This window comes from Siphonobacter sp. (genome assembly GCF_048595215.1).
Lineage (GTDB): Bacteria > Bacteroidota > Bacteroidia > Cytophagales > Spirosomataceae > Siphonobacter.
Window position 1 is genome coordinate 1 of the sequence record NZ_JBMDWJ010000329.1, and the last position, 16,927, is coordinate 16,927.

The 16,927-nt window shown below is 48.4% G+C and carries 17 protein-coding genes; 9 read left to right on the top strand and 8 right to left on the bottom strand.

Annotated elements, in window-relative coordinates:
• Window positions 1–234: 234 nt before the first annotated feature.
• The 3 genes from ACOJTG_RS20485 to ACOJTG_RS20495 all read left to right on the top strand — a co-directional run bounded on the left by ACOJTG_RS20485 (window position 235) and on the right by ACOJTG_RS20495 (window position 2,537).
• Window positions 235–999, top strand: a complete 765-nt coding sequence (locus ACOJTG_RS20485; protein ID WP_104711701.1) for a DUF4197 domain-containing protein — start codon at window positions 235–237, stop codon at window positions 997–999.
• A gap of 149 nt (window positions 1,000–1,148) precedes the next feature.
• On the top strand, window positions 1,149–1,502 hold the full coding sequence (gldC, locus tag ACOJTG_RS20490) for a gliding motility protein GldC (RefSeq protein ID WP_094809018.1): 354 nt from the start codon (window positions 1,149–1,151) through the stop codon (window positions 1,500–1,502).
• 6 nt (window positions 1,503–1,508) lie between these two features.
• Entirely contained in the window at window positions 1,509–2,537 is a 1,029-nt protein-coding gene (locus tag ACOJTG_RS20495) for a thioredoxin family protein (RefSeq protein ID WP_420155522.1), read from the top strand.
• Between the two features lie 57 nt (window positions 2,538–2,594).
• On the opposite strand, the gene uxaC is transcribed toward ACOJTG_RS20495, so the two are convergent.
• From uxaC to ACOJTG_RS20525, 6 genes are all read right to left on the bottom strand, one after another.
• Window positions 2,595–4,019 (bottom strand): glucuronate isomerase, encoded by a 1,425-nt coding sequence (gene uxaC / locus ACOJTG_RS20500; RefSeq protein ID WP_420155523.1) that lies wholly within the window; start codon window positions 4,017–4,019, stop codon window positions 2,595–2,597.
• Between the two features lie 89 nt (window positions 4,020–4,108).
• A complete protein-coding gene (locus ACOJTG_RS20505; RefSeq protein ID WP_233207717.1) occupies window positions 4,109–4,660 on the bottom strand; it encodes a tetratricopeptide repeat protein in 552 nt (183 codons plus the stop codon).
• A gap of 8 nt (window positions 4,661–4,668) precedes the next feature.
• Window positions 4,669–5,028 carry an MmcQ/YjbR family DNA-binding protein gene (locus ACOJTG_RS20510; protein ID WP_420155524.1) on the bottom strand — a complete coding sequence of 120 codons (360 nt, stop codon included), beginning with the start codon at window positions 5,026–5,028 and terminating at the stop codon, window positions 4,669–4,671.
• Window positions 5,029–5,050: 22 nt separating this feature from the next.
• Window positions 5,051–5,245 carry a DUF6728 family protein gene (locus ACOJTG_RS20515; protein WP_094809056.1) on the bottom strand — a complete coding sequence of 65 codons (195 nt, stop codon included), beginning with the start codon at window positions 5,243–5,245 and terminating at the stop codon, window positions 5,051–5,053.
• 67 nt (window positions 5,246–5,312) lie between these two features.
• Complete coding sequence (gene ispG, locus ACOJTG_RS20520) at window positions 5,313–7,286, bottom strand: (E)-4-hydroxy-3-methylbut-2-enyl-diphosphate synthase (RefSeq protein WP_420155525.1); 1,974 nt, start codon at window positions 7,284–7,286, stop codon at window positions 5,313–5,315.
• Between the two features lie 303 nt (window positions 7,287–7,589).
• Entirely contained in the window at window positions 7,590–8,813 is a 1,224-nt protein-coding gene (locus ACOJTG_RS20525; protein WP_420155526.1) for a sugar MFS transporter, read from the bottom strand.
• 400 nt (window positions 8,814–9,213) lie between these two features.
• Between ACOJTG_RS20525 and ACOJTG_RS20530 the strand changes: the two genes are divergently transcribed.
• The 3 genes from ACOJTG_RS20530 to ACOJTG_RS20540 all read left to right on the top strand — a co-directional run bounded on the left by ACOJTG_RS20530 (window position 9,214) and on the right by ACOJTG_RS20540 (window position 11,401).
• Window positions 9,214–9,636: a 6-pyruvoyl trahydropterin synthase family protein gene (locus tag ACOJTG_RS20530; protein ID WP_102199737.1), complete on the top strand. Its 423-nt coding sequence runs from the start codon at window positions 9,214–9,216 to the stop codon at window positions 9,634–9,636.
• Window positions 9,593–10,291: a GTP cyclohydrolase I FolE gene (folE, locus tag ACOJTG_RS20535; protein WP_420155527.1), complete on the top strand. Its 699-nt coding sequence runs from the start codon at window positions 9,593–9,595 to the stop codon at window positions 10,289–10,291. Before ACOJTG_RS20530 ends, folE begins: the two co-directional genes overlap by 44 nt.
• 168 nt (window positions 10,292–10,459) lie before the next feature.
• Window positions 10,460–11,401, top strand: a complete 942-nt coding sequence (locus ACOJTG_RS20540; RefSeq protein WP_420155528.1) for an SPFH domain-containing protein — start codon at window positions 10,460–10,462, stop codon at window positions 11,399–11,401.
• On the opposite strand, the gene ACOJTG_RS20545 is transcribed toward ACOJTG_RS20540, so the two are convergent.
• Complete coding sequence (locus ACOJTG_RS20545) at window positions 11,402–12,397, bottom strand: cation diffusion facilitator family transporter (protein ID WP_102199739.1); 996 nt, start codon at window positions 12,395–12,397, stop codon at window positions 11,402–11,404.
• 96 nt (window positions 12,398–12,493) lie between these two features.
• Here ACOJTG_RS20545 and ACOJTG_RS20550 point away from each other — a divergent pair, with 96 nt between their 5' ends.
• The 3 genes from ACOJTG_RS20550 to ACOJTG_RS20560 all read left to right on the top strand — a co-directional run bounded on the left by ACOJTG_RS20550 (window position 12,494) and on the right by ACOJTG_RS20560 (window position 15,413).
• Complete coding sequence (locus ACOJTG_RS20550) at window positions 12,494–13,042, top strand: NUDIX domain-containing protein (protein WP_420155529.1); 549 nt, start codon at window positions 12,494–12,496, stop codon at window positions 13,040–13,042.
• A gap of 240 nt (window positions 13,043–13,282) precedes the next feature.
• Window positions 13,283–13,930: a LysE family translocator gene (locus ACOJTG_RS20555; RefSeq protein WP_420155530.1), complete on the top strand. Its 648-nt coding sequence runs from the start codon at window positions 13,283–13,285 to the stop codon at window positions 13,928–13,930.
• A gap of 37 nt (window positions 13,931–13,967) precedes the next feature.
• Entirely contained in the window at window positions 13,968–15,413 is a 1,446-nt protein-coding gene (locus ACOJTG_RS20560) for a CapA family protein (RefSeq protein WP_420155531.1), read from the top strand.
• On the opposite strand, the gene ACOJTG_RS20565 is transcribed toward ACOJTG_RS20560, so the two are convergent.
• Window positions 15,350–16,927 carry a GH3 family domain-containing protein gene (locus ACOJTG_RS20565; RefSeq protein ID WP_102199743.1) on the bottom strand — a complete coding sequence of 526 codons (1,578 nt, stop codon included), beginning with the start codon at window positions 16,925–16,927 and terminating at the stop codon, window positions 15,350–15,352. The two genes, ACOJTG_RS20560 and ACOJTG_RS20565, sit on opposite strands and share 64 nt — an antisense overlap.

Here is a 16,927-nt window from a genome sequence, read left to right on the forward strand (position 1 = left end):
TTCATCGCCAATGGTTATAATTTCTGCCGTAACGGGTCTCATGAGAGTAAACTTGAATGTCAATAATCAAGAAAGTAGGGGACTGGCATAGATTCTTGAGTACCCTTACGCAGCTGGACTATCGAAAGTCTGATATGATGTTTTCGATTTTGGTCTATTTTTGCGGCTTAAAACTACATAAAAAACGAGGTTTAACCGTTTAAATCTACAACCACCTACTAGAACAGAAACCCAATGAAAAAGGTTATAGGAAGTTTACTTGTTGTATGCTTATCCATACAGTTAGCTCAGGCTCAAAGCGATAGTACACAAAATACGCAGCGGAAAAGTGGTTGGGGTGGGATTTTAGAAAAAGCAGGGAGTATACTAAAACAAGGTTCTCAGGGAACATCCAGTTCGGACGAGATTGCAAATGGGTTGAAAGAGGCTTTGACCTTGGGTATTAAAAAGGGCTCTGAACAAGCTTCAAAAACGGATGGGTTTTATAAAAATGCCCTTATCAAAATTTTGCTGCCCCCTGAAGTACAAAAAGTAGAGGGAACCTTACGGAAAATAGGCTTAGGCAAACAGGTCGATCAGTTTGTTCTGACGCTAAACCGGGGAGCGGAGGACGCATCCAAGAAAGCATTTCCTATCTTCGTGGATGCGATTACTAAAATGACGATTACGGATGCGATTTCGATTCTGAAAGGAGAGAAAAACGCCGCCACCGAGTACCTGAAGCGTACATCGTTTGATGCCCTCTACAAGGAATTCAATCCGATTATTCAAACATCTATTGATAAGACGCAGGCTACCCGATATTACGGAACGATTGTAACGACCTATAATAAAATTCCTCTGGTACCGCAAAAACTCAATCCTGACTTGGATGATTACGCCACGCGTAAAGCCATTGACGGCTTGTTTTTACTAGTAGAACAGGAAGAAGCGAAAATTCGGGAGAACCCCGCCGCTCGCGTAACCGATTTGCTGAAGAAGGTGTTTGGGCAGCAGTAGGGGGTAGCGAATGAACTCGCATTCTCACGATAAGAAATGGGATTGGAAACGGAAAATTAGAAACGGAAAACATATCCGGAACTTATCAGGATTTTTCACCCTTTACTTACCTGATTTAATTCTTTGTAACGGGCCTTGTGCCATATTGTATGAAAAAAGCAGAAATCCATTTCGACATTGAGCTTGACGAGAATAACGTTCCCAATAAGATCTACTGGGACGCTTCGGATAACCCGAATGAGGGCCTCAATGATACACAAGCCATTTCGATTGCTACCTGGGATCGCTATCACCGGGCAACGATGAAACTGGATTTGTGGACCAAAGACATGGAAGTAGGAGATATGAAGCAATTCTACATCGAAATTATGTCGGGTGTGGCTGATTCTGTGATTTCTGCCACGGGTGACAAAAAAATGGCTGAACAGATTCACGACGTTTGCAAAATCCTAAGTCGTAACCTGAAGGCCGAACTGGAAGAATTGCAGCGTAACAGTAAATAAACGAGCATGGGAAACCTGAAAAAGGCCCTGCTCTTCGGCTGGTTCAGTCTATTGATGGGGTCGGTGTGGGCTCAGGGCGTATCCTTTGTTCAGGGTAACCTCCGCACGCCTTTTACGCAGGCGAAAGCTCAAAAAAAGGCGGTTTTCGTGGAAGTGTATTCCCCTACCTGCCACGTTTGCGAGAGCTTTAAACCTACGTTTCAGCAAGCCTCAGTAGGGGCCGCTTACAATGCTCGTTTCGTAAGTTACAAGCTCGATATTAATTCACCCGAGGCTCAGGCTTTTCTGGCTAAGCAACACTTAGTGGTACCTTCTTTGCCGTTGTTCTTATTTTTTGATGCGGACGTGAACTTACTACATGCTCAGAACGTGAGTAATTCCACTAAAGAGGTGATTGCCGTAGCTAATACGGCTCTGGACGCTACGAAACGAGGAAGTGCGTACGCCAATCGTTTTAAAAAAGGAGAACGTAGCACTGCCTTTTTGCTAGAGTATGGCTCGTTTACGCGAATCGTCCGGGATACGGTAGCGAATGTACAGGTTATGCAGGCGTATGCTAAAGCCTTACCCGGCACTGAGTACACCAGCAAACCTGCGTTTACGGCTTTGCAAAACGTAGTAATGGATGCGGAGAATCCGCTTTTTACGTACTTCATTTCGCATTTAGCGGCGTACAAAGGAAAATACCCTCCGCAGGAAGTGACGAAAGCCGGGGAATCTATTGTGATGAATACCTTGTACGCGGGTCGGGCGGCGTTTATGGCTCCGGAACGAATCCAGAAAATTGGTTCGTACCTGACTACTCTGGGGCTGGACCCAAAATCAGTAGAAAACCGGACCCTCATACCCGATTTGAACGCTTTAGTGCGGGCTCAGCGGTGGGGACAATTACTGGATCGGATCAATCGGTACGAGAAAGTGGGTGGTCCCGGTGCGGCTGAATGTTCGTATCTGGCTTCGTACCTGCGAAGTAAATCGAATAATCCGCAGATTCTTCAAAAAGCGGCTGTATTAGCTAGTCGTGGAAATCGATAATAGAAAAAGGCCTGCGATATCGCAGGCCTTTTTAACGATAGAGGCTTCAAAATCCTACTAGAACTGGAAGTATTCTTTTGCGTTGCGGTAGCAGATGTTCTGTACCAGTTGACCCAACCACTCAATATCCGCTGGTAGCTCGCCATTTTCCACGTCATTGCCAATCATGTTACACAGAATACGGCGGAAATACTCGTGACGGGGATACGAAAGGAAGCTGCGGGAGTCCGTAAGCATACCCAGAAAACGACTCAACAAGCCCATGTTAGAAAGAGCGTTGATTTGCTTTTCCATCCCGTCTTTCTGATCCAGGAACCACCAGCCCGAGCCCCACTGTACTTTACCCGGCGTAGTACCATCATTGAAGTTTCCGATCATCGTAGCGAACACTTCATTATCCGCCGGATTCAGGTTGTAGAGAATTGTCTTCGCCAGCTTGTTCTCGTTATCGAGCATTCCCATGAATGTACTCAACGAACGGGCCTGTGGGAAGTCCCCAATGGAGTCCCAGCCCGTATCGGGGCCTAGTTCGCGTAACAAACGCGTATTATTATTCCGTAAAGCTCCCAGGTGATACTGTTGCGTCCAGCCTTTTTCCCAGTCCATGATGGCGAACTCAATCAGCATAGCCGATTTGAATTTCTGCCGCTCTTCGAACGTAGGCAATTGGCCACTACGAGCTTTGGCGAAAATGGTGCGAATCTCAGATTCAGTATATTCAGCGGCATAAACCTGCTCCAGACCGTGATCGGACAAACGTCCGCCCAGGGAAGCAAAGAAATCATGGCGTTGCCGCAGAGCCGCTACGTATTCGTCGTAGGTACTAACCGACAGATTGGAAGCCGCTTCAATTTTATCAACGTAAGCATTAAACTCGGCCGGGTTATCGATGGAGAGCATGGCCTTGTCCGGACGGAACGTTGGTAGTACTTTCAAGTCAAGACCTTCGGCAGCAATTTGCTGGTGGTATTTCAGGTCATCGGAAGGATCGTCCGTTGTACAAACCACTTCTACATTCATGCGGCGAAGCAGGTTCCGTACAGAATAATCCGGTGTATTGAGCAGGGCAGTGGCTTCGTCGTAAATGTCTTTCGCTGAAGCCGCATTCAGTACCCGGTCAATACCAAAATACCGCTGAAGCTCCAGGTGAGTCCAGTGGTAGAGGGGATTCCGCATGGTATACGGAACCGTCTCGGCCCATTTCTGAAATTTCTCGAAATCCGAAGCCTCACCCGTACAGTATTGTTCCGCTACGCCATTGGTACGCATCGCCCGCCACTTGTAATGATCGCCATACAGCCAGATTTGCGTCAGGTTCGAAAATTTTTTATCGGCTGCAATCTGGTCGGGTGGGAGGTGGCAATGGTAATCAATGATGGGCATGGCCCGGGCAAAATCATGATATAAGGTACGAGCGGTTTCAGTTTGAAGGAGGAAATCTTCGCTCAGGAACGGCTTGACTGACAATAAGGTGGCGTTCATACGAATAGCGTTCTTTCTGTGAAGACCTGACATTTGAACACTATCCCTGAAAAAAGAATGAAAATTAAAATCAATTTAGATAAAACGGCTTATTTCCGCAGCTGGATGGGTTTGCCAAAGTGCGTTTGAAGATAATAGGCCGCATTTTCGTCACCTAGCTGAGCAGCCTGTTCCCAATCCATGCGAGCGGAATCGAATTGTTTGAGACGGTATCGGGCTTCTCCCCGAAAACGGAGTACATTGGCATTCTCCGAGCGGGAATGCCACACGGCTTTGTCCAGTTCCAGAAAGGCCTGATCCGTTTCTTCCAGTTCCAGATGAGAAAGTCCTTTGTAGAGAAAACACTCCCACAAGGTATTATCGTACGCTGAAGAGTGCGTAAAATCGTATAAAGCCGAGTAATAGTTGCTCAGGTAATAGTTACAAATACCCCGATATAGATAAGCAACGGCCGATTTCGGATACCGATTGACTAACAAGGTAAAGTACGCGTGAGCTTCCTCGTATTGCTTATTCTGCACCAGTTCAATACCCTCGGCAAAACGTTTGCGGTCTTTATCAGCGGGTGTGTCATGATCTTCCGTAAAATACCGGATGATTACATAGGGAATCAGTAATAGTATGAGAGCAATGGTTTCCATATACTGAACTAACCGTTGAGCGACTGAGTCAGCTCAGCCTGTACTTTCTTGGGTAAACTCGCCACAACCAACGCGTACGAGTGGTCAATCAATTCACGGAAAAGGACCTGATTTCGATTGGTTTTTACCGTATTCCAATGTTTTTTATTCATGTGATAACCCGGCACAATCCAGTCGTACTGCTCACGTAGCTCCAACGCCCGCTCCGGATCACATTTTAAATTGCAGGCAAACTCCTCCGCATCCAGCGAGGTGAGAGCGAATACTTTTCCCAAGACCTTATACACCAGTGTATCAGGTCCGAAGGGCGTTTCTTCCGAAACCCCGGCTTTACCAAGACAATACTCGCGAAACTGTTCTAAATCCACACGCTTAAATGGATAAACGGTCTTAACGGGTGAGAGCACGCACGAGCATCACCACCAGACAAAAAAGGAACATGATAATACTGATCCGGTTGATGCCGTGCATCATGCGGAGATTGAAACTATCCGGTCGGGAAGGATCTTTCTTCCCAAAAACCCGGAAAAAGTATCGAAAGGCTTCTCCGAGTTTAAATTGGTTTTTGATGCGATTGCTATCCATGGTATCCTCATTCAAGTAAATAGATCAACCTGAAAAAGAGAGCATTCCAGGTTCTATTCCTATACTGTTAAGCCAATAATGCAGCTTCCGGTTCCCGCCAGACGCCATCTTCCCGCATTAATTCAATTAATTCGTCCAGAGCCCGATCGGCGGGTACGGAGCGTTTCACGACCTGCTGACCCCGGTACAAGGCAATCTTATTGACGCCCATGCCCACGTAGCCATAATCGGCGTCGGCCATCTCGCCTGGACCATTAACAATGCAGCCCATGATGCCGATTTTAATGCCTTTGAGGTGATCCGTACGCTGACGAATCTGGGCAGTAGTGTCCTGTAAGTCAAATAGCGTACGTCCGCAGGATGGGCAGGAAATGTATTCCGTCTTGCTCATCCGGGTCCGGGCCGCCTGCAAAATGCCAAACGCCAGGGAATTCAGAAATTTGCTCTGCTGACCGGGATTCTCAACCGAAGGCTTCAGCATCAGGCCATCACCCAAACCATCCACCAGAAGTCCGCCGCAATCCGTTGCCGCGTAGAGCGTGGTGGCGTCCGCCGTGGTCTGGCCCTGCGACCACTGAATGACTACGGGCAGGTTGATGCGTTGCTGAATCAGTTTGAAGAACAGCCGACGAAGCTCCGGCATGGCGTGGCTGTTGGTCGTTTCAACCAGCAGGACAGCATACGGATCTTCCTGTAAATAACCCAGTAAATCCCCTTCGCAATCAGCCAGACTTAGCCGAACTACGTGCAGAAAGGGAAAAGCCTGTCGCTCTTGAATACTGATTAAATATTCGGTCGTAGTAAAGACCGGAAACTTGTGAGCCTGCTCACCAAGCGTACGCCAAGTCGAATAATCGATCAGTTCTTTCAAGCCGTTTGGTAACATGAAAGGTACCGGACGCGAACCCGTATAGAGGTAATCCGCTCCCAGATCGTTCATCGCCCATTTGTCCGTAGCGGGCAAATAGAAATGACCAATTGGCTGTAAATCCGCCGGGCTGTTAATTTCCTGCGTCGAAAAATCGGCAATGACCCGGGGGACATTCTTGCCGCCGAAATTCTCGACTTCCGCCGTGATTCGACGGGTGTACGCAAACGGATTGATGGGCGACGTTGTGACGGCTTCGATCGGCTGTGTCGTCGCTGCCCGTTCGGTATAGCGATCTACCAGCGTACGAGCTACGGGAATTTCAAATTCGGGATCTTCCGTCAAACTCACGCGTACGGTATCACCCAAGCCGTCTTCCAGCAGCGTACCGATACCCATGGCTGACTTCACGCGACCATCTTCGCCTTCGCCCGCTTCCGTTACGCCTAGGTGCAGGGGGTAGGGTTGCAGGTTTTCATCCTTTAATTTCTTCACCAGCAGACGATACGCCTCAACCATGACTTGAGGGTTGGACGACTTCATCGAAATCACGATGTTCGTGAAGCTTTCGTCCTCGCAAATGCGTAAAAACTCCAGAGCCGATTCCACCATGCCAATGGGCGTGTCGCCGTAGCGACTCATGATGCGGTCGGAGAGCGAACCGTGGTTCGTACCTATCCGCATGGCGGTTCCGTACTCTTTGCAGATGCGGACCAGCGGAACAAACTTTTCGCGAATTCGCTCGATTTCGGCCTGGTACGCGGCTTCGGTATAGTCTACAATCTCAAAACGCTTCTTATCGGCGTAGTTGCCGGGGTTAATCCGGACTTTCTCCACCAGACGAGCGGCCAATTCTGCCGCGTTGGGCGTAAAGTGAATGTCCGCACAAATGGGCGTCCGGTAGCCGCGGCGGTTCAGTTCCTTCCGGATATTGTCCAGATTCTGAGCTTCTTTCACACTCGGAGCCGTAATCCGGACCAGTTCACAACCCGCTTCAATCATTCGGATGGACTGTTCGACGGAACCCAGCGTATCCATGGTATCGATGGTGGTCATGGACTGCACCCGAATGGGGTAATCCGATCCCATCCATAAATCACCGACTCGAACCTGCGTGGTTTGACGGCGGGAGTAAGCCGTTAATGATTGACAATATTCTGATCCAGCTGCCATTAAATCAGGCATTTGTAGTTCCGAAGTGACTTCCATGTAAAAAATAAAACGCTCGTAAGACAAAGGTAGCAGGGGGGAGGCGTATAGCCACGGAATTTTAGAAATTCTCGCCGAATTCTTAACGCTTCATTCGGGCGAATTGTTCTTAAGATCTTACGCTTATTTTAGCCCCATTTCTACGCTGAATGTAGACCGAATATGTGAATGTATATTCAGTCATTTGTCGTAAAGGATTGTTTATCAGCAAAAGAGGCCGCTCCTTTTAGGAAACGGCCTCTTTTGCTGATCTTATCTTAACTGATCTTACCAAGACTGTCTTTTATGACCGATTAATGCGTAGTAAAGAATATAAGCATACAGCGGAATGAGCATACCATACGCTAGTTGAGGACTAACCGTATCGGTTAAGTAGCCATGTAGCAGGGGCAGAATAGCACCGCCCGTAATACCCATAATGAGTAATGCCGAAGCGAACTTGGTAAACTTACCGAGTTTATTCAAAGCCAGCGGCCAAACCGCCGGCCAGATCGGAGCATTGGCAAAGCCAATCAAAGCGATACAAAGTACGGAAGTGAAACCCGTCGTGAAGATGGCTCCCACCGAAAGTACCAGACCCAGAATGGCACCGATTCGCATGGCCAGTTGCTGGGAAAGAAATTTAGGGATAAGAATAATGCCCAGAATGTAGCCAGCCAGCATACCGTATAGGGTATAAGCCGTGAAATACTTAGCTTCGTCGTTACTGAAACCAATGGACTTACCGTAGTTAATGATGGTATCCCCGGAAATCACTTCAGCACCTACGTAGCAAAAGAGGGCCAGTACTCCTAAGACGAGGTTGGGGAACTGCCATACACTCGTACGCGTGCTCGTTACGGTTTGAGTGGTATCCGCTTCATCGTCTTCTTCAGAAACCTCCGGCAGATTCGAAAACCGAATCCAGATGGCCAGTACAATCAACACGGCCGTCAGAATCATGTAGGGCGTAACCACTTTTTCGAGCGAAGCCGCCGCTGAAACGGTTCCGGCACTGGAAAGCAGAATGCTACCAAAAATCAGCTGACTGGAAATACCCGCCAGTTTGTTAGCGACTCCCATGAAACTGATCCGCTGAGCGGCACTTTCGCGGGGACCTAGAATCGTCACGTAAGGGTTAGAGGCCGTTTGTAGTACCGTAAGGCCAATACCGATCAGGAACAAACCCACTAAAAACAAAGGGTACGATACGGATTTGGCGGCAGGAACGAAAATGAGCGTACCGACGGCCATGGTAATCAACCCGAAAGACATCCCGTTTTTAAAACCCGTTTTTTTCAAAACCCAGGAGGACGGGATCGCCATCAGAGCGTAGGAAATGAAGAAAGCAAAGGCAACCAGGTTCGAGGAAAAAGTACTGAGCTGAAAGGCTTCTTTAAAAAATACGATCAACACGCTGTTGACCCAGGTTACGAAACCAAAAATGAAGAATAGGACTCCAATAATAAGCAGTGGGACTAAATACGACTGCGGTTTGCCTGGTTGAGCCATAGAAAGTTAGGTATAGAAAGGGAATGATGGAGTGTGTGATAGCGTTTGTAAAAGTTCGTGAATTTATAAATAATTTTAATAAATAGAACTTTCTATGGCTAAAGACTTCCAAATAACGTTTGGAAACCCGTTCAAAAATAAACCTTGTGTCATTTATTTTAAGTTGGAAAACGAATATTCCTCGGCGAAATCAGGTTTTTGCCAATCGGCTCTTGTATCACTGAAAATCAGTTAAATCAAAGTTTTTAAAGAAGCCTTGGAACATTTGTTCGCCGACTTCCGTTAATTCGAAACTCACAAACCACGCTTTCCTGATGGACAGAAGTGTTGCTGACAAACTTTCAGACGACTTTCCCATCACCGATCGTAACCAGTACCTGTAGATTGAAACCCATAGCTTATGGAAGAAAAGAGAGTTGCGGTGTTCCGCAAGGAGCATTTCAACGCTGCTCACCGATTGCACAATCCCAATTGGTCGGATGAACAAAATAAGGCCGTCTTTGGATTGTGTAACAACCCCAACTATCACGGTCATAATTACGAGCTGATTGTGCAGGTTACTGGACCCATCGATCCGGAAACGGGTTACGTGGTGGACCTTAAATACCTGTCTGATCTGATCAAAACGCACGTCACCGACCGCTTCGACCATAAAAATCTCAATCTGGATACCGAAGAGTTCGCTCAGCTTAATCCTACGGCAGAACACATTGCCATTGTCATTTACGAAAAGCTCAAGGCGAACCTTGCCCCGCAGCTTGACCTAAAAATTCGCTTGTATGAAACCGAACGAAATTTCGTTGAATACCCTGTTGTCGGATAATTCAATCGTATTTTCTGACGAAGAAATCGGAGAAGACCACATTGCCACTTCGATCCAGACGCCCCTACGGGCCGATGCCTTTGACCTGACCGACGAGCAGAAAATCGACAAAATTCAGGAACATTTTCGGGAAATCATGCTTACGTTGGGCCTCGACCTGAACGATGACAGCTTGAAAGGTACGCCCCGCCGGGTAGCTAAAATGTACGTACAAGAGATTTTTAGCGGCCTCAATCCCAAAAACATGCCGGCAGCTACGCTGTTCGACAATAAATACCGTTACCAGGAAATGCTCGTGGAGCGGGATATTCAGTTTTATTCCAACTGCGAACACCACTTTGTTCCCATTATTGGTAAAGCTCACGTTGCCTATATTTCTAACGGTAAAGTCATTGGCCTGTCGAAACTGAACCGCCTGGTTCAACACTTTGCCAAGCGTCCGCAGGTACAGGAACGGATGACGGTACAGATTGCCCGTGAACTGCAACGCGTACTCGAAACCCCCGATGTAGCGGTACTCATGGATGCCCGCCACCTATGCGTGTCCATGCGAGGAATCGAAGATCCTACGTCCTCGACGGTGACTTCCTTTTACGGAGGTAAGTTCGAAGAAGAAGCCAGAAAGCAGGAATTTTTGAAATACCTGCAATTGTAGCAATACCCCGATAAAGACTTACAGAAACGTCTGCTGACCAGCAGGCGTTTTTTTTTGTACTGATTTTTGACCATTTACCCTGAAAAAATCTCGACTGCCTTAAATTGGGTATGGTACATGTGGCCTAGATACGGACCTTTGGGTTATTCTATTTTAACCACTACTACTATGACCTTTGTACCTGGTGCTTTTGTATTTTTTGGGCTGATCGCTCTGGTTGTGTTCTTGTCCGTCGTGATTGTACAGCAGGGAACCGTTGCTGTCATTACGATTTTCGGAAAATATCAGCGGGTCATGACGCCCGGTTTAAACTTCAAAATTCCTTTTATTGAGTACGTCTACCGCCGTATTTCCATCCAGAATCAATCCGTAGAGCTGGAGTTTCAGGCCATCACCAACGATCAGGCGAATGTGCGGTTTAAAGCGATGCTGGTGTATTCGGTACTGAATCAGTCGGAAGAAGCCATTCAGAACGTAGCCTTTAAGTTCGTCGATCAGCGGAGCCTGATGCAGGCGTTGATTCGGACCATCGAAGGTTCCATCCGAAGTTACGTCGCTACCAAGAAACAGGCCGAAATTCTGGCTTTGCGTTCGGAAATTGTATCTCACGTGAAAACGGAGATTGACGAAATGCTCGTGACCTGGGGTTATCACCTCATTGATCTGCAACTGAACGACATTGCTTTTGACGAGGCCATTATGCGATCCATGGCTCAGGTCGTGGCGTCCAATAACCTGAGAGCCGCCGCCGAAAACGAAGGACAGGCTCTCTTGATTACCAAAACCAAATCGGCCGAGGCAGAAGGAAATGCCATTAAAATCGCCGCGGAAGCCGAACGGGTTGCCGCTCAGTTACGCGGGCAGGGGATTGCTTTATTCCGGGAAGAAGTTTCCAAGGGCATGGCTCAGGCCGTGCAGGAACTGAAAGATCGCAACATGGACCCGTCGTTGGTACTGTTTTCGATGTGGACGGAAGCCATTCGCCACTTTGCCGAACACGGAAAAGGGAACGTCATCTTCCTGGACGGTTCAAACGATGGTTTACAAACCACGCTCAAGCAGTTACAGGGGCTGATCCAGAAAAATGCAAACGATGAGCTGGCGGAGTAATTACTCCTTGAGAGCTTCGAGAAAGTGCTTTTGATTGAGTACCAGATTCTGCCGGGTCCAGTTGATTTCCTTCTTGCGGGGAAACTGCCGGACCGGGCAATCTTTCAGCTGACAGTGATGACAGCAGGCGGGTAGACAAGGGTCGACGTGCACGAAAATCTCCACGCGAGAATTGAACTCTACTTCTAGAATGGCTTCAACTTCGTGTACCGCCGTATGCACCTTCTCCAGATCCCAGTAATAGGGGAGCGTCAGGTGGCAGTCGATGTGCAGATCGGCACCGTAATGCTGGATCCGCAGGTTGTGAATATCAATCCAGTAGTCTTTCCGATGATCCCTGAGAATGTCCACAACGCGTTTGACCGTGGAGTCATCCGCTTCATCCATCAGGCCACCCGCGGATTTACGAGCAATCTGAAAGCCATTAAAAATCAGAATCACCCCGAAGACCACCGAAATCAGACGATCCAGCCAGACGAAGCCGGAAAGTAATACCAGTCCAATACCAAAAAGTAAAATCAAGGTAGATAAGGCGTCCAATTGCAGGTGTTTCCCGTCCGCGATGAGCGAAGGAGATCCCTGCTTTTCGCCTTCTTTCTGAACGTAATAGCCCACCACGTAATTGACAATCATCGTAATACCAACGAGGATCATCCCCGTATCCAGTTTCTGAATCGGTTCGGGGTAAATCCACTGCCGAATCGCCTGAACGATGATGAAAATACCTGCCAGTAAGATTAGTACGCCTTCAAGACCCGCGGAGAAGAATTCAATTTTCCCGTGACCGTAGGGGTGGTTTAAATCACTGGGTTGGGAGGCCAGGTATACGCTATACGTCGCAAACCCACTCGCTAGTACGTTGACAATTGACTCCAGAGCATCGGATAAAATGGCACTGGAACCCGTTAGCCACCAGGCGACAAATTTGAGCAGCATCAAAATGACACTAACGCCAAAGGAGAGCCAGATGAGTTGCTGTTTACGACTAATGGACATGACTTAGGGAAAAAACTATAAGTCGCCGGGGAGCGAAATAGTTGCAAAATTACGGAATTAAATGCCCTTTCTACCGTCATCGTATATTTTTGCACCATGCAAACGGATCAATCTCCCTGGAAAACGGTTTCATCGACGGTCGTTTACGACAATCCCTGGATTCGTCTTCGTCACGAAGAAGTCATTACCCCCGCTGGTACGTCCGGCATTTACGGGGTCGCTCATTTCAAAAATAAGGCCATCGGTATCATTCCCATTGACAAGGAAGGCTACACCTGGCTGGTGGGTCAGTACCGCTATCCCCTGGAGGAATACTCCTGGGAAATTCCCATGGGCGGCGGCAGTATCGATGTGGATCCGCTGATCTCGGCTCAACGCGAACTCAAGGAAGAAACCGGTCTTATTGCTCTGAACTGGCAGATGATTGGTCGGATTCATACCTCTAATTCGGTTACCGACGAAGAAGGCTTTATTTTCGTAGCCCAGGACCTGGAGCAGGGCGAAACGGAATTCGACGAAACGGAAGTACTGCAAATCTGGCGACTACCCCTCAGCGAAGCTATCGAAATGGTGATGGATAATCGCATTACCGACTCTCTGAGCGTATACGGTCTGTTGAAAGTCGCCCGGCTGAAAGGAATTTAAGTCAGTATAAGGTTTGAAGGGGTTTGAGTAAGTGGTAGGCAGGTCCTAGTGGCTTTCTGATACGCGTACTTCTTGGCCTTGTGTGAAGTTTGAAAAGGTTTCAGGTTGGAGTAAAGTAAAACATAGACTGTAGTGACTGCTAAAGAACGTCTCCCTTCTCCGCTTAAACCTCAAACTTTTCAAACTTCAAACCTGAAAACCCTATCACCCAACCACACATCATTGCAATAATTTTACTAAATGAATTGGCAGTTCTGGGAAGCAATTTTCCTCGGTTTTTCGTCGGGCTTTGTGATGTGTATTACGTTAGGAGCCGTATTTTTTGCCCTCATTCGCAATAGCCTTGATTACGGTTGGACGAGCGGCTTACGCATTTCCCTAGGCGTAATCATCTGTGATTCGATCTTTATTTTCGTGGCTCTCACGGGTACCTCCTTCATTCCCAACTTCCCGTACTTCGATACCATTTTACGGCTGGGGGGAGCTGTTTTCCTGACGATCATGGGGATTAATACGATCCGCAAGGCCCGTGTGCAGGAAACGACTGCTCAACCCAAACGCAAGTTTTTCCGCTTTCTCAAGTACTTCAGTATCGGCTTTACGCTTAATGCTACCAACCCGGCCAATTTCATTATCTGGGTATCGGTATCGGCCTACGTCAAAGGCGTACTGAAGTACGCCCTGGATTTACGGATTGCCTATTTCGTGGCCTGCTTACTAGCGATTTTCCTGACGCAGGTTTCCATTGCCTTCTTCGCCCAACGCATCAAACGCTTTCTCAACGAAAACGTCATCATGTGGATCAACCGGGTAAGTGGAGGCGTATTTGTCGGTACAGGCGTGTATCTATTGTACCGACAGCTCGAAATTTGGATCATGGGGCACTAAATCCCTTAGCGTACGGGCGAAGCGGTTTTGAATCAATATGAAAAAAAAATATTCGGAGGCGACGGTATTTCCCGTGATGCCTTATACAGCCAAGGGCGAACGGTTATTACGCACGCTCACCCGGGTGTACCGTCCTTTGCACTGGTTGCGGAAAGGAACGTGGCAAGTGCCGATTAAAGATTTCGAAGAAAATCCCAAGCTATCGCCCTACGTAGGGGCGGCGTATTTGGGGTACAAATATTACATTGCCCCCCCAGTACAGGCACAGGGGAATCTACAAGCCCATTTTCGCTCGCAACGGCTGGATTTTAAACCTTCTCCGGCCTTTCAGAGCCAGTTGAAACTGACCTTATCGGCAGGGGGCGATCTGATGCCGTACGAGCGAATCAACCCGCAGGCTACGCGACACTTGTGGGACGAGGTAGGCGAGTGGTTTTTTAACGCCGATCTGGTAGTGGCTAATCTGGAAACGCCGATGGTGGAGGACAAGCCCGCCGCCGCCGTACCCGAGATCATGCTCAACGACATGCATTTCAACGGCTCCGACGAAATGTTTCGCATTTTTTCCGGGAACGGAAAGTTTCGGGGTTATGACCTGCTATCCACGGCCAACAATCACAGTCTGGATCAGGGCGAATCGGGCGTACACGAAACCATAAAATTTCTACGCAAAAAAGGAGTTGCTTATGCGGGAACGGCAGGTTCTGCCGAAGAAGCCAATCAGCCCGTAATCCTGGAACGCAACGGCATTCGCATCGGCTTTCTGTCCTGGACATCGAATCTGAATAAATTTGAAACCGAGACGGGTAAGGAATGGCTGGTTAATTACGACCGCCTCAACCGGGCCGGAGCGGATGTTTCCCGGATCAAAACTCAGGTACAGGCCGCTCGTGAGCAGGGGGCGGATGTAGTCGTGTTTCTCTTTCATACGGGGAATGCGTATCAGGCGTACCCTTCGGCTCATACGGTCGAGATTTACCACCGCGTATTCCGGGAGTGTGGGGTAGACATTATTTTGGGAAGTCACCCGCACAATCCGCAACCGATGGAACGCGTGGATTTCAACGATCCGTTTACGGGCGAAGCCAAAGCCGGATTTGCGATTTACTCCCTGGCCGATTTCGTAGCCTACGACATTTTTGTCTGGGACCGACTGGTACCGCTACTCAAACTGACCATCGAAAAAGGAACGGAAAATGGACGGCAGAAAACCCTTTTGACGCAGGTACAGGTTTTACCCGTGTACAACTGGGGAGCCAAGCAATCGCAGACGGATGAAATGCGTTTTCTGGACTTAAAAAAAACAGTCCGCCTCGTGAAAGACGGACTGGCTCCTCAGTACCTGAGTGAATTATGTCAGCGGGAGTTAATGCATCTCAATTGGTTCTGCGATACTCATTTTCTCCCGGGAAAAGCGGATCATTTACTGGCTTCTACGGGAGCGTCGTATCCCCGTTTCACTAGAAATTCTTCCCATTCCTGAATCATCATCTTACGTAATACGCGGGGGAATTTGTGCTGACCGCCCATTTTCCCTTTCGATGCCATCCAGTCGTAAAACGCCTGAACGGGCAACACCGTAACCATGACGTCCTTCAACGCGTGCGTACGCTCGACGGCATAATCATCGTTGAGGTCTTTCAGTTTCTGATCGATGAGGTTACGTAAGCGTTGGGCATCTACTGGGTCATCGGTGCCCACGTACCAGTGGTGAGCGAACAGCGAATCGTGCGGAACGCCCGCTACGGTAAATTCGGGTACCGAAATGCGTAGTTCCTGACAGGCCAGTTCCAGGGCCCGATTCATGTTATCCACGGAAAGGTGCTCGCCACAAAGGCTCAGGTAATGTTTCGTACGACCCGTAATGGTGATTTCGTAGCGTTTTTTATCCGTGAAACGAACGGTATCCCCAATCAGGTAACGCCAGGCTCCCGAGCAGGTCGAAATGAGTAGGGCGTACTCTACGCCTTCTTCTACGTCATCAATCATCAGGGTTTTGGCATTGGGCTTTACTTCGCCTTCGCCGTTGAAATTTTCATCCGTAAAGGGAATAAATTCAAAGAAAATACCCTGATTCAAGGCCAGCTGCATCCCCTTGGCGTTGGGTCTTGACTGATAGGCCATGAAGCCTTCCGAGGCCAGATAGGTCTCGATGTAGGTAATGGGCTTCCCCAGCAACTTCTCGAAGCCTACCCGGTACGGCTCGAAAGAAACGCCACCCCAGCCGAACACTTCCAGATTGGGCCAGATTTCGTGGATGTGCTTAAGCTTATAATGCTTGATGATGCGTTCGAGCAACAACTGAATCCAGGCGGGTACGCCCACGACGTAGCCAATGTCCCAGTCTTTCGCCTGCTTGGTAATCTCGTCAAGCTTCTGTTCCCAGTCGCGAATCCGGGCAATCTCCTTTCCCGGTTTGTAGAAACGTTCGAACCAGAAGGGAATTTGGGAAGCATTGATCCCACTCAGATCACCTTCGAAGTAACGACCACTGAATTTCAGATCGGTACTGCCACCCAGCATCAGGTATCCTTTTTCGAACAGCTCGTTGGACAGGTCCTTGAACTCAGAAAGAGCGATGATTTGCCGGATACTGGTGCGTTGCATGGCTTTCACCATGTCTTTCGTCACCGGAATGTACTTGGAGGCGGCTTCGGAAGTACCGGAGCTAAGAGCAAAAAACTTCACACGACCCGGCCAGGAGACGTTCTTTTCGCCCTCCTTGGTGCGGTGCCACCATTCCTCGTACATTTTGTTGTAGTCGTGAATGGGCACATGCTGCCGATACTGTTCGTAAAACTGATTGTCTTTGCGGAAAAGAGCCGAAGAAAGAATGTCTTCGAAGTGATACTTTTCTCCGAAAGCGGTATAGCGGGCTTTGTTAAGTAACTTGATAAAGGCTTTACGCTGTGATTTCGATCCATTGACTCGGCGTCGGCGTATGACAGTACCTGTCAACCCAATACCTCTTTTCAATAGACTTCCGAGTACGGCCAT

Bases quoted from the DNA above. Each gene is read 5' to 3' on its own strand.
- ACOJTG_RS20485 (WP_104711701.1), top strand. From the start codon at position 235: ATGAAAAAGGTTATAGGAAGTTTACTTGTTGTATGCTTATCCATACAG.
- gldC (WP_094809018.1), top strand. From the start codon at position 1,149: ATGAAAAAAGCAGAAATCCATTTCGACATTGAGCTTGACGAGAATAAC.
- ACOJTG_RS20495 (WP_420155522.1), top strand. From the start codon at position 1,509: ATGGGAAACCTGAAAAAGGCCCTGCTCTTCGGCTGGTTCAGTCTATTG.
- uxaC (WP_420155523.1), bottom strand. From the start codon at position 4,019: ATGAACGCCACCTTATTGTCAGTCAAGCCGTTCCTGAGCGAAGATTTC.
- ACOJTG_RS20505 (WP_233207717.1), bottom strand. From the start codon at position 4,660: ATGGAAACCATTGCTCTCATACTATTACTGATTCCCTATGTAATCATC.
- ACOJTG_RS20515 (WP_094809056.1), bottom strand. From the start codon at position 5,245: ATGGATAGCAATCGCATCAAAAACCAATTTAAACTCGGAGAAGCCTTT.
- ispG (WP_420155525.1), bottom strand. From the start codon at position 7,286: ATGGCAGCTGGATCAGAATATTGTCAATCATTAACGGCTTACTCCCGC.
- ACOJTG_RS20525 (WP_420155526.1), bottom strand. From the start codon at position 8,813: ATGGCTCAACCAGGCAAACCGCAGTCGTATTTAGTCCCACTGCTTATT.
- ACOJTG_RS20530 (WP_102199737.1), top strand. From the start codon at position 9,214: ATGGAAGAAAAGAGAGTTGCGGTGTTCCGCAAGGAGCATTTCAACGCT.
- folE (WP_420155527.1), top strand. From the start codon at position 9,593: ATGAAACCGAACGAAATTTCGTTGAATACCCTGTTGTCGGATAATTCA.
- ACOJTG_RS20540 (WP_420155528.1), top strand. From the start codon at position 10,460: ATGACCTTTGTACCTGGTGCTTTTGTATTTTTTGGGCTGATCGCTCTG.
- ACOJTG_RS20545 (WP_102199739.1), bottom strand. From the start codon at position 12,397: ATGTCCATTAGTCGTAAACAGCAACTCATCTGGCTCTCCTTTGGCGTT.
- ACOJTG_RS20550 (WP_420155529.1), top strand. From the start codon at position 12,494: ATGCAAACGGATCAATCTCCCTGGAAAACGGTTTCATCGACGGTCGTT.
- ACOJTG_RS20555 (WP_420155530.1), top strand. From the start codon at position 13,283: ATGAATTGGCAGTTCTGGGAAGCAATTTTCCTCGGTTTTTCGTCGGGC.
- ACOJTG_RS20560 (WP_420155531.1), top strand. From the start codon at position 13,968: ATGAAAAAAAAATATTCGGAGGCGACGGTATTTCCCGTGATGCCTTAT.
- ACOJTG_RS20565 (WP_102199743.1), bottom strand. From the start codon at position 16,927: ATGGCCGTACTCGGAAGTCTATTGAAAAGAGGTATTGGGTTGACAGGT.